This window comes from Candidatus Infernicultor aquiphilus, from assembly GCF_002784285.1.
GTDB classification, from domain to species: Bacteria; Atribacterota; Phoenicimicrobiia; order Phoenicimicrobiales; family Phoenicimicrobiaceae; genus Infernicultor; species Infernicultor aquiphilus.
In genome coordinates, this window is record NZ_PFKO01000308.1 from 1 (window position 1) to 11282 (window position 11282).

The window sequence follows — 11282 nt, forward strand, 5'->3', positions numbered from 1 at the left end:
TACGAAATAAAAGACAATTATAATAAGTTTTTCCAAAGAATTATTAAAAAATATTCTATAAAAATTATGAAAATTTAATACAAAAGTATACTTAAGCTAAAGAAACCTTTTTAGCTTTCATTAAAGAAAATAAAAAATATAGTTTTAGTCCAAAGGATTTATCAGGAAGTGATTATCGACACTATAGAGGGTTGTTTCCCCTTTGAAAGATTAGATACAGATAATTATTTGTTTAACAAGGAGATATCTGCAGATGCAAGTTATTCGGAAATTTTAAAAATGATTATAGAAACGAAAGGAAAAACCCAAAGATTTTATTTAGACGCCGCTGAAGTATCTATGCCCCTAAGATAGCAGATATCGCCTGGGCCTTTGAGAGGATAGCTAAAGAAAGAGATAAACGTAAACCATATCTGGAAAAAATCTATAATAAGTAAATAGTAAATTAGAATGTTACATGAAATTTAGATTGCTTGAATTTTATTTTGAGACGTTAAAGAGGCAGATAGAATATTAAACGAACATAGTTTTGTTGAGACAACTCTAGATCCAGAAGCACTATTAGATCATTATGGAATGGTGATAGAGGATATAATTAAAGCGGCTCATCGAACTATGATACGAAAAAGGGGAAAATTTAAGAAATTACTGAAAAAAATAGAATAAAGATGAAAAAGTCTTTAAACCAAAGGTTGATCAATTAGCTTAATTATAACTTACATAAGAGGGGGATGAGAGGAAATGAAAATAGCAGTAATTAATGAAACTAGTGCCGCTGATAAAAATAAAGATATTATAGCTGCTTTAGATCTATTTGATCATAAAATTTTCAATGTAGGGATGAAAAAAACTGGCGAATATCCAGAGCTTACCTATATTGATACAGGTTTTCTTGGAGCTCTTCTTTTAAATACAAAAAAAGTTGATTTTGTTATAGGAGGATGTGGAACTGGGCAGGGCTTTTTAAACTCTGTAATGCAGTATCCAGGAGTTTTTTGTGGCCATATATCAAGTCCAGTCGATGCTTGGCTTTTTACTCAAATAAATGGAGGGAATTGTATTTCGCTTGCACTGAACCAAGGATATGGGTGGGCAGGGGATGTAAATTTAAAATTTATTTTTGAAAAGTTATTTAGTGTAGACTCTGGATCTGGATATCCTCAACATAGAAAAAAATCACAGCAGCAAAGTAGGCAAATTTTAGCTGATATATCACGAAAAGTCCATCTTCCTTTTGAGATTTTAGTTGAGAAAATAGATAGCAATATTGTTAAAAATGTCCTAAAATTTCCTGGAGTTTGGGATTTATTGCAGGTAGAAAACATTGAAAACGATATACTTCGAGATATTTTATTAAAAAGACGTGAAAAGTAGATAATTACAAAAATATTTTAACTATAGAGAAATTTTACAACTATATATCCAGAGGAGATAAAGATGGAAATAATTGTTACTGAAGGAAGGAGAAGAGTAGGTAGATACATTTAAAAGATGTCACCGGTAAACCTGGAATTCGAAGAGAAGATTTTATATTTCCTATAGTAGGAGAGGAGGCGATAAACGGGAAGGATTCCTTTAAAACACTAGATGACATTAGTTACAAGGGCTTTTTTCTTTTGGATTTGAGGCTTTTGATAAATTTGAAAGCAAGGGGTTAGTAAAGAAATATTATTCGGACAAAATTAAATTTAGTAGATAAATAGAAAAGAAACATTAATGGATTATGCAAAGGGAAAAAACCCGTTGGGATATAAACGTAAGTATGTAGGGAAAGATTTAATTTAGTGATTTTTCTCCACAAGCAATATTCGTTTTAATTACACAATATATTTAATTAAGGAAAGGGAGATTTGAATATGTGGAAAATATGTTTGGGAATTAATGGCTGGTCAGCTGGTAAAAATGATTTGGGGATATACGAGTTCCATGATCCTATCGAATTGATATTGGACCATGCAGTCGAAATGAAATATGATGGGGTAGAGATTGTAGATTTATCAATTGATCCGTATCCATCAAATTTAAGAGATATTAATGAAATAAATAAGTTTAAGAAAAAATATTTTTCTAGAAATTTAAAAATTGCAGGGGTTCAGGCTAAAATTCTACGTTGGGGGGCAAATGCCGATGAGGGGAAAAGAATGTTATGCGCGAAATCAATTGTTGATAATGTAATCTTTGCCAAAGAATTAGGTGCGGATTACCTTGCAATTTGGCCTGATGAAAAACAGGCTGATATTAATGATTGGGTAGTTGCGCAGAGAATATTAGATACTTTGAGGAAAACCTTTAATCTTCTTCAAGAAGAAAATATAAACCTGGAGAATCTGAATATTGTTGAAGAGACGGAACCTGTAGAATGCTTTTCTAATTTAACTATTGCTAAAACAGTGGTTAATGATATCAATAACCCAAATTTTAAAATACTTTTTGATACTGCCCACATTAATCTTCTGAGCAATGGAGGTTATATAAGAAAAATAAAAGAATTTAAGGGGAAGATAGGACATATACATCTTGCTGATAATGATGGAACAAGGTGGAATTCATCAAAAACACTTGGAACGTCCTCAAAACATCTTATTATCGGCGAAGGAGATATAAATATTATGGAGATACTAGGGGCATTAAAAGATACTAATTATACAGGGTGGATTCAAATAGACTGTTGGCAAAACCCTAATCCATTTAGGTGCTCAGAGGTAAACAAAAAAGTAGTTGATGCAATTATTTGCGATTTGCAAGAGGGGGTCTATCAATTATAAGGCTTGGGTTTACCGTATTTTTATTATTTGGATTGTATGTCCCTGGTCAAACGTAAACAGTGGGATACTTAAATGGCAATGGGAGAAGATTGTAATTGCTTTTTGGAAAGAGATTGCTATTTATGCAAAAAAACTTGGAATAAAACTATATTTTGAACTTTATCCAGGCAACCTGTTTTGAAGGATTCAGAAGAGGAGTAATTACGCTAAAGAAATTACTAAATGAATAAGTTATTAGTCAGGAGTGAATTTTAATGTTTGGAATGAGTAAAACTATTTCAGAACGATTGTTGAGAGCAAAGGCAATAAAGAATAGAGGAAGTTTAGAAACTGCAGTAGAATCAGGTGATTTGAAACAATTTGAGGACATTTCTCTTTCAGAAGCCCTTGTGCTAGGTCTTTTAAATCAAAAGGTAACGAAATATATAGGTATTTTTGGGCATGGGACCACAGCTATTGGAGAAGTTTTACGCATATATGAGGATGCAGGGCTGGTGAAAATGTTTAACGTAAGACATGAAACAGAAGCTGCACATATAGCCACCGCGCTAAGGTGGCAATATGGTGAAGTATCTGTGGTTATTACATCAATTGGGCCGGGTGCTATGCATGCTCTTGCAGGGTCACTTGCATCTGCAAATAATGGATTAGGTGTCTATCATATATATGGAGACGAAAGTACTCATAATGAAGGTCCAAATATGCAACAGATACCAAAGCATGAGCAGGAATTGTTTTTAAAATTAACTTCCGTTATGGGTAAATCTTATGTTCTTCATACACCCGAAGCAATTTTTACGGCACTGAGATGGGGTTATGCAACTGTGCACAACCCTGGCTTTGCCTCCCCGTTTTACTTTTTAATGCCAATGAATATACAGCCCATGATTATTAAAAATTGCAACCTAATGGAATTTCCAAAACTGGAACCAATTAATTCTGTGGTTTGTAATCAAGAGAGGCAATTTGAAAAATCAGTTAATTTAGTAAAAAATAGCAATAGGATTACTATTAAAATTGGTGGGGGTTCTATCAATGCCGGACCAGAGATTCAACATTTAGCTGAGTTAATAGATGCTGTGATTGTCACAGGTCCTAATGTTTCAGGCATTATACCCTACCAATATAAAAGGAATATGATAGTTGGTGGGTCGAAAGGAACTCTTTGTGGCAATTATGCTATGAACGAAGCAGATTTAGTAATTGTGATTGGTGCGAGAGGAGTGTGCCAATGGGATTGTTCCGGCACTGCATGGAAACACGCTAAACGGATAATAAATTTTAACATTGATATGTATGATGCTACCCATTACAATAATGCGATTCCCTTAATTGGTGATGTAAAAGGTAATTTAATTGAATTAATCAGGTATTTAGAAAGAGATGGTTTAAATAGAGATAAAAAATTATTCTCTCCCTGGTTAAATGAGAATATTGAAAAGAAAAAAGATTGGGGAAATTTTAAACAAAAACGTTTTGACAACCCCACCATATTTGATCCAGTCTGGGGTAAAAAAGTCCTGACTCAGCCTGCAGCAATAAAGGTTGCATGTGACTTTGCAGATAAAAATAAGGCAGTTAAGTATTTTGATTCTGGTGATGTTCAAGCTAATGGCTTTCAGTTAGTTGAAGATTCAGTATACGGCCAGACATATACTGATACTGGTTCCTCATATATGGGATTTGCGCTAAGCGCGTTATTGGCCAATGCGATTGCAGATAAAGGAGTTTATGGTATCGCATTTGTTGGAGATGGTTCCTTTATGATGAATCCTCAAATTCTGCTGGATGGAACTCAACACGGTCTTAGAGCAATGATTATTGTTTTCGATAATCGTTGTATGTCAGCAATATCAAGTCTGCAAGTTGCGCAATATGGAAAAACATTTAAGACAAATGACAGCGTGATTGTTGATTATGCAGCCTGGGCAAATTCTATTAAGGGAGCCAAAGGTATATATGGTGGTAGTTCTCCGCAGGAATTGGTAAGTGCTCTACATGAAGGATTTAAATTTCCTGGCCTATCAGTCATTCATGTGCCGGTTTATTGTGGCGCTGACGAATTAGGAGGATTGGGAGTTTTTGGTGAATGGAATGTGGGCAATTGGTGTGAACTGGTTCAGAAAGAACATCATTCAATTGGATTTTGATTATTTATTTTGATTTTTATGTAAGTCATTCTATGTGGAAGAGGCTTATAGAAGGCTTGCAGGAGTGTGCTGAATATAATCCCGAAGTAAAATTTGTCTAGAGTATAAATTAAAAGAGCCCCGTGCTCATATTATTACAAGCTATGCAGGTAAAGCCTTATAGATTACACAGAAGATAAATAAAGTCATATCTTTACCAATAAGAAAAGACGAGAAGAACGTTAAGTAGAAAACTCTCTAGATTTAATGTGTTTCTTTGAGGGAAATTAAGAAAGGGGGTATGCCTATGAAGGTGTTATAGATACGGACTTTTCTATGTAAGAGTGAAAGGATGTAGTTCAATAGAGATTCGTAAGACTTGCGTTTAAAAATCTCTTTGAAAAAGGATGAAGTGAATAATATGATTCTTGAAAAAAGTAAAAAAGGAGGAATTAGTAATGAAACAGGCGCGTAAAGTTGCATTAGTTTTAACCTTAGTGCTTCTGTCTTCTCTATTTTTATTCAATGCTACTATTTTTGCTGCCTCAGAAACACTAAAGATAGGTGTAGCAATCCCAAGTGCTGACCACGGATGGACAGGTGGTATTGTATGGTGGGCAAAGAAGGCTATCTCAGATTGGCAGGAAAAAGATAAGAATATAGAATTCTATCTAGTGACAGCAGAGTCAGCATCTCAACAGGTAGGTCAGGTGGAAGACTTGATGGTAAAGGGGATAAATGCTCTAGTAATTCTTGCTTATGATTCAGCTCCACTTACACCAGTGGTTGAAGAAGTAAAGAAAAAGGGGATATACATAGTATCTGTAGATAGAGGACTCCTCAAACCTGTAGAAGATGTATATATTGCTGGCGATAACCCAGGATATGGGAGGGCACCAGCCGAATACACAGCAAAGGAACTAAAAGGAAAGGGCAAAATCGTCATCCTCGAAGGAATTCCTTGTGTTATAAATACTGAAAGGGTAGAAGCATATAATGCAGTGATGAAGAATTATCCAGATATAGAGATCCTCGATTCTCAGCCGGCAAATTGGTCCACCCAAAAAGGGCTAGAAATAATGGAAAACTATCTTCAAAAGTATAAGCAAATAGATGCAGTATGGGCTGGTGATGATGATTGTTTAAAGGGAGCCCTTCAAGCTTACAAAGAATCTGGTCGTAAAGATATAAAAATCTTTTTTGGTGGTGGTGGCGCAAAGGATATAGTTAAAATGATTATGGATGGCGACCCACTAGTTCGGGCTACACCTACTTATTCACCATCTATGATTGCTAGTGGCATAAGCCTTGCTGTTATGGGATTAAAACATGAATCTCTAACTGGCTTCTATCAAAGACAAATTCCATCAAAGATTATCTTGGCAACAGAAATGATTATAAAAGAAAATGCCGAATATTACTATGAACCAGATAACATCTACTAATCTCTTAACTTAGACAGTTTAAAGGCAGTTGGGAGTTCGTCTCCCATCTGCCTTTAAATAATTATAAACGATAGGAAGATTAGAAAATGGGAAGTACAATAATAAGAACAGATGGTATTTTTAAAGAATTCTCTGATGTTTATGTCCTTAAGAATATAAGCGTAGAGATTAAAAAGGGTGAAATTTTTGGAATCATAGGAGAAAATGGAGCAGGAAAATCAACATTTACAAAGGTATTAAATGGAATATTTACCCCTACCAAAGGGAAAATATTTTTTGAAGAAAAACCAGTGAAAATTAGAGACACAATTATAGCTAAGAATTTAAGCATAGCTACCATCCCGCAAGAGGTAAACCTAATAAATACTCTAAAGGTATATGAAAATATACTTTTGGGAAATGAATTAACCGGAAGATTCTTTTTACTTAACAAAAGAGAGATGACTCAAGAAGTAAAAGATTTATTTAAAAGTCTAGAGACAGAAATCGATCCACAAGAAAAGATCTCTAATTTAAGTATTGCTCAGAAGAGAATGGTAGAGATTGCTAAAGCTATCTCTCAAAATCCAAAAGTACTGATAATGGATGAACCTACAGAATCATTGACTTTTCATGAGATTAACATCCTCTTTAGTTTAATGAAGCGGTTAAAGGAAAGAGGAGTCACTATAATCTATATTTCCCATAAATTAAAAGAAATTAAAGATATATGTGATAGAGTAATGATACTAAGAGATGGAGATTTTATAAGTCTTAACAAGATCACAGAGATAGATGAAAATGAAATGGCTCGAAGAATGGTAGGACGAGAGCTAAATACTATCTTTCCTCCTAAAGTAGTTCCTAAAGAGGAGACAGTTCTAAGAGCGGAAGGCTTGATAGTAGATGGATTGCTACACAACATAAGCTTTGGCCTAAAAAGAGGAGAGATACTGGGATTTGCAGGACTGATAGGTTCAGGGAGGACAGAATTGGCCGAAGCAATCATTGGGATTAGAAAGATAAATCAGGGTAAGATCTTCATAAAAGAGAGAGAATGTAGGATAAATTCACCAGAAGATGCAGTAAGACATAAGATAGGTTATCTATCAGAAGATAGGCAAGGGATAGGTATTTTAAGAAATTTTAATGTAAAAAATAATATAACTTTGACATCCCTTCCTCAATACTGCAATTCTTTAGGACTAATAGACGTTAAAAGAGAAATAAAAAAAGTACACTTCTATGGAGATACGTTTGAAATTAAAGCTCATTCCATATATACAAAGTTGGAATTTTTAAGCGGTGGAAATCAACAAAAAGTATCACTTGCTAAAATTCTAGACCCAGAACCAAAGATTCTTATCTTAGATGAGCTAACTAAGGGAATCGATGTCGGTACAAAAAGAGACATATATAAATTCATCCATAATTTAGCAATATCTGGTTTATCCTGTATATTGATCTCATCAGAACTAGAAGAGATCATAGGTATGTCTAATAGAGTAATAGTAATGCATAATGGTAGAATTACAGGTGTTTTAGAAGGAGACAAGATCAATGAAGAAGAAATTATGTTTTATGCTACTGGGTTAAAGGGGTAGGAGGGAAAAATGAAAAAACTTAATTACGAGAGGTATGGGTCTCTTTTTATTTTAATATTACTTTTTATTATATCTTCTATTGCTAGCCCATATTTCTTGCAGCTTCAAAATATCCTCAACATCTTAAGACAAGTGTCTTATACTGGTATTATTGCATTGGGCATGACTTTTGTTATTATAGGTGGGGGGATTGACCTATCTGTAGGTTCTATGACTGCATTAGTAGGCGGAATAATTATTCTCGTGTTAAACCATTTCGGTGGAGGGATAGGAGCAATAATTATATCTATTCTTTTTGGATTACTCCTTGGTATTATTGGAGGAACAATAAATGGACTATTAATTACAAAGGGTAGAATAGCTCCATTTATTGTTACACTAGGGACTATGGCTATATTTAGGTCCTTAACTTTATACATCATTAGTGCAGGAGAATTCCGTTCGAAAAGTGAAATCTTTCCCTCTATAGGAATGGGCTCGTTCTTATTTATCCCGATTCCTATCTGGATATTTATTGGATTAGCGATTGTATTTCATATTATATTAAATAATACAAGGTATGGAAGATATATCTGTGCAATAGGGTCAAATGAAAAGGTAGCCCAGTATGCTGCTATTAATGTAGATAGAGTGAGGGTTATTTCGTATATAATAGTAGGAATTTCAGTAGCCATCTCCTCTTTTCTCTTGTCGTCAAGATTAAACTCTATAAGTTCCTCCAATGCAGGACTGAACTTTGAGTTAGATGCAATTTCTGCTGTAGTTATAGGGGGAACGTCTATGGCAGGAGGAAGTGGGTATATATCTGGGGCCGTCTTTGGGGCTATACTTCTTGGTATTATAAACAACATGCTAAATATGTTAGGTGTCTCCCCATACTTACAAGGCACAGTAAAGGGGTTATTAATCATAGGAGCTGTCTTACTCCAAAGAGGGAAACGTTAGGTTTTATTATCACCCTGCAAACCACAATACTACTAATAAAAACTTATTTTAAACAAATGATGGAGGTGAAAAAAGTGATTGAAGGAAAAGAAGTAGATGCGATAAATGAAGTTTTAGGTTATGGCATGGTCGGTGGTGGACCGGGTTCTTTTATTGGTGATGTTCATCGTAAAGCTGTTAATTTTGATGGAAAAGCAAAGTTGGTTGCAGGTTCTTTTTCTAGGAGTTTTGATAATACCTTATCTACGGGGGAAAAGTTAGGCTTAGATACAGAAAGGCTTTATAGAAGCTTTGAAGAAATGGCTGAAAAAGAGGCAGCAAGAGAGGATAAAATTGATTTTGTTTCAATAGTCACTCCAAATTATGCTCACTATAAAATTGCGAAAACCTTTTTGAAAAATGGTATTAACGTTGTCTGTGATAAGCCTTTGTGTTTTAAAGTTGAAGAAGCAGAAGAACTAGCTTATTTGGCAAAAGAAAAAGAACTTCTCTTTTGCGTTACTTATGTTTATAGTGGTTTTCCAATGGTTAAACATGCTCGTGAAATGATTCGTCATGGGGATATAGGAGAGATCAAGATGGTTATGGCTGAATATCCCCAGGAATGGCTTGCTAATACTGTAGAGAACGAGGGCAATATTCAGGCAGCATGGAGAACTAACCCCAAAATGGCGGGGATTTCTAATTGTGTGGGAGATATTGGAAGCCATATTGAAAATACCGTATCTTATATTACTGATTTAAAGATTAAATCCCTTTGTGCTAAATTAGATATAATAGGTGAAAACAGAACTTTGGATACAAATGCTGGGATCATGATTAAATATGATAACGATGCAAGTGGTTTTTACTGGTGTTCACAGATTGCAATTGGTCATGGCAACGATTTGAAGATAAGAATTTATGCTACAAAGGGTAGTATTGAATGGCACCAGGAAGATCCTAATTATTTAAAAGTTGTCTATCTTGATAAACCAGAAGAGAAATTATCAAGAGGGCGTGATGAAATTTATCCATTGGCAGCCAATAATGTACGAATTCCAGGTGGGCATGCTGAGGGTTATTATGAGGCATTTGCCAATATTTATAAAAACTTTGCAGATGCATTGTTATCTAAAAAATCAGATTATAACTTTAAAAGAGAGGATTATGATTATCCCACTGTTTATGATGGTATAAGCGGTGTTAAATTTATCAATTTAGCGGTCAAAAGTTCAAAAAAAGGTTCGATATGGGTAGATTTTTAAAATATAATTCTTAATAAAAATGAATGTTTTTAGGGAGGTTATATAATGAATAGACCAATAACAATTTTTACTGGACAATGGGCAGATTTATCTTTTGAAGAAGTAAGTAAATTAATGAGCGGGATTGGTTATGATGGATTAGAAATTGCCTGCTGGGGTGATCATATGGACGTTGAAAGAGCTGCAAAAGATATGTCCTATGTTGAAGAAAAAAAGGCAATTTTAGAAAAATATAATTTAAAATGTTGGGCTTTAAGTAACCATCTCGCAGGTCAGTGTGTTGGGGATTTATATGATAAAAGGTTGGATAATTTTGTTCCCGATAAAGTTAAAGGTAATCCTGAAAAAATTAGAGAATGGGCCATTAAAGAGATGAAATATGCTCCAAGAGCTGCAAAAAATATGGGATGTTCACTTGTAATAGGTTTTACGGGTTCCCCAATTTGGAAATATTTCTATTCTTTTCCTCAAACACCGGAGAAGATGATTGAAGAAGCATATCAGGAAATTGTAAAGCTCTGGACACCAATTTTTGACGAATTTGATTATTATGAAATTAAGTTTGCTTTAGAAATCCATCCGACTGAAATAGCTTATGATTATTATACTACAAAGCGTTTGCTAGAAGCTTTTGATTATAGGCCGACATTGGGTATAAACTTTGACCCGAGTCATTTAATATGGCAGGGAGTAACTCCTCATATATTAATTAGAGACTTTCCGGAGCGTATTTATCATGTTCATATGAAAGATGCCGCTGTTACCCTTGATGGTAAATCAGGGATTCTTGGTTCTCACCTGGCATTCGGGGATCTAAGGCGTGGTTGGAATTTCCGTTCACTTGGCCATGGCAATGTTAACTTTGAAGAAATAATTCGCGAATTAAATGCCAACAACTATACCGGCCCACTTTCCGTTGAATGGGAGGATAGTGCAATGGACCGTGTGCATGGAGCCAAAGAGTCTTTAGAATTTGTGAGAAAAATTAACTTCAATTCGAATATAGCCGCTTTTGACGATGCGATGAAAAATTAAAAATATTTAAGAAAGTAGATAACCATGTATTACTGTAACCTAAACAATATTAGGAGTAAGTTTGCCTAAAACCAGAGGATATTTTTTCACTAAAAAAACTACCCCCAAAGTATTGACGCAGACGGACTCAAAA

9 protein-coding genes are annotated in these 11282 nt (G+C 34.5%); all 9 read left to right on the plus strand.

Translation table 11 applies throughout. The features are described 5' to 3' along the window. The first annotated feature begins 168 nt into the window (after positions 1-168). The 9 genes from COZ07_RS08545 (at position 169) to COZ07_RS08585 (ending at position 11149) form a co-directional block, all read left to right on the plus strand. On the plus strand, positions 169-354 hold the full coding sequence (locus COZ07_RS08545; RefSeq protein WP_406608145.1) for a hypothetical protein: 186 nt from the start codon (positions 169-171) through the stop codon (positions 352-354). 387 nt (positions 355-741) lie between these two features. After that, complete coding sequence (locus COZ07_RS08550; RefSeq protein ID WP_406608146.1) at positions 742-1374, plus strand: RpiB/LacA/LacB family sugar-phosphate isomerase; 633 nt, start codon at positions 742-744, stop codon at positions 1372-1374. A gap of 482 nt (positions 1375-1856) precedes the next feature. Continuing rightward, complete coding sequence (locus tag COZ07_RS08555) at positions 1857-2765, plus strand: sugar phosphate isomerase/epimerase (protein ID WP_406608147.1); 909 nt, start codon at positions 1857-1859, stop codon at positions 2763-2765. 254 nt (positions 2766-3019) lie between these two features. Then, positions 3020-4915, plus strand: coding sequence for a thiamine pyrophosphate-dependent enzyme (locus COZ07_RS08560; protein ID WP_406608148.1), 1896 nt, complete (start codon positions 3020-3022; stop codon positions 4913-4915). A gap of 407 nt (positions 4916-5322) precedes the next feature. Continuing rightward, on the plus strand, positions 5323-6339 hold the full coding sequence (locus tag COZ07_RS08565; protein ID WP_406608149.1) for an ABC transporter substrate-binding protein: 1017 nt from the start codon (positions 5323-5325) through the stop codon (positions 6337-6339). Between the two features lie 86 nt (positions 6340-6425). Beyond that, the gene (locus COZ07_RS08570) at positions 6426-7922 is read left to right on the plus strand and encodes a sugar ABC transporter ATP-binding protein (protein ID WP_406608150.1); all 1497 of its coding nucleotides are present in this window, start codon (positions 6426-6428) and stop codon (positions 7920-7922) included. A gap of 9 nt (positions 7923-7931) precedes the next feature. Beyond that, a complete protein-coding gene (locus COZ07_RS08575) occupies positions 7932-8867 on the plus strand; it encodes an ABC transporter permease (RefSeq protein WP_406608151.1) in 936 nt (311 codons plus the stop codon). A gap of 74 nt (positions 8868-8941) precedes the next feature. Then, a complete protein-coding gene (locus COZ07_RS08580) occupies positions 8942-10114 on the plus strand; it encodes a Gfo/Idh/MocA family protein (RefSeq protein ID WP_406608152.1) in 1173 nt (390 codons plus the stop codon). Between the two features lie 45 nt (positions 10115-10159). Continuing rightward, complete coding sequence (locus tag COZ07_RS08585) at positions 10160-11149, plus strand: sugar phosphate isomerase/epimerase (RefSeq protein ID WP_406608153.1); 990 nt, start codon at positions 10160-10162, stop codon at positions 11147-11149. Positions 11150-11282 lie beyond the last annotated feature (133 nt).

Bases quoted from the DNA above. Each gene is read 5' to 3' on its own strand.
- COZ07_RS08555 (WP_406608147.1), top strand. From the start codon at position 1,857: ATGTGGAAAATATGTTTGGGAATTAATGGCTGGTCAGCTGGTAAAAAT.
- COZ07_RS08575 (WP_406608151.1), top strand. From the start codon at position 7,932: ATGAAAAAACTTAATTACGAGAGGTATGGGTCTCTTTTTATTTTAATA.
- COZ07_RS08550 (WP_406608146.1), top strand. From the start codon at position 742: ATGAAAATAGCAGTAATTAATGAAACTAGTGCCGCTGATAAAAATAAA.
- COZ07_RS08585 (WP_406608153.1), top strand. From the start codon at position 10,160: ATGAATAGACCAATAACAATTTTTACTGGACAATGGGCAGATTTATCT.
- COZ07_RS08560 (WP_406608148.1), top strand. From the start codon at position 3,020: ATGTTTGGAATGAGTAAAACTATTTCAGAACGATTGTTGAGAGCAAAG.
- COZ07_RS08570 (WP_406608150.1), top strand. From the start codon at position 6,426: ATGGGAAGTACAATAATAAGAACAGATGGTATTTTTAAAGAATTCTCT.